Raw genomic sequence first — 279 nt, 5'->3', positions numbered from 1 at the left:
GGTTACATCTCGTTCGCGTCGGTTCTGAACGCTGCCCATCCGAACTCCCCTTGACCTACCGTCCCGCGCCCTTCTTCGCCAACGTGGTGCTCGTCGTTTCGATGGCATTGCTGGGCGTCATTGGTGTCTTGCTGGCCGGAACGGTCGGCTCGCAGCAGTCCGATGCGCTGTTGCACCTCACGCGGGCCGACTGGCAGGTCGACGACGCGCCTGGCTTCAGCAATCCAGCGCCTCTTCAGGACAGCAGCGCCCTGCCGAACACCTGGAAGCAGGTCGAAC

1 protein-coding gene is annotated in these 279 nt (G+C 63.8%); it reads left to right on the top strand.

Annotation, left to right across the window (positions count from 1 at the left end; genetic code table 11):
- Positions 1-50: 50 nt before the first annotated feature.
- Positions 51-279, top strand: a 229-nt coding sequence (locus ACCC94_RS30225) for a hypothetical protein (RefSeq protein ID WP_413353237.1), incomplete at its 3' end; no start/stop codon positions are given.

It is taken from the genome of Pseudomonas sp. Pseusp97 (assembly GCF_047304025.1).
Taxonomy (GTDB): domain Bacteria; phylum Pseudomonadota; class Gammaproteobacteria; order Pseudomonadales; family Pseudomonadaceae; genus Pseudomonas.
The sequence above is the reverse complement of the archived record's forward strand: the minus strand, read 5'-3'. Positions and strand labels throughout refer to the sequence as shown.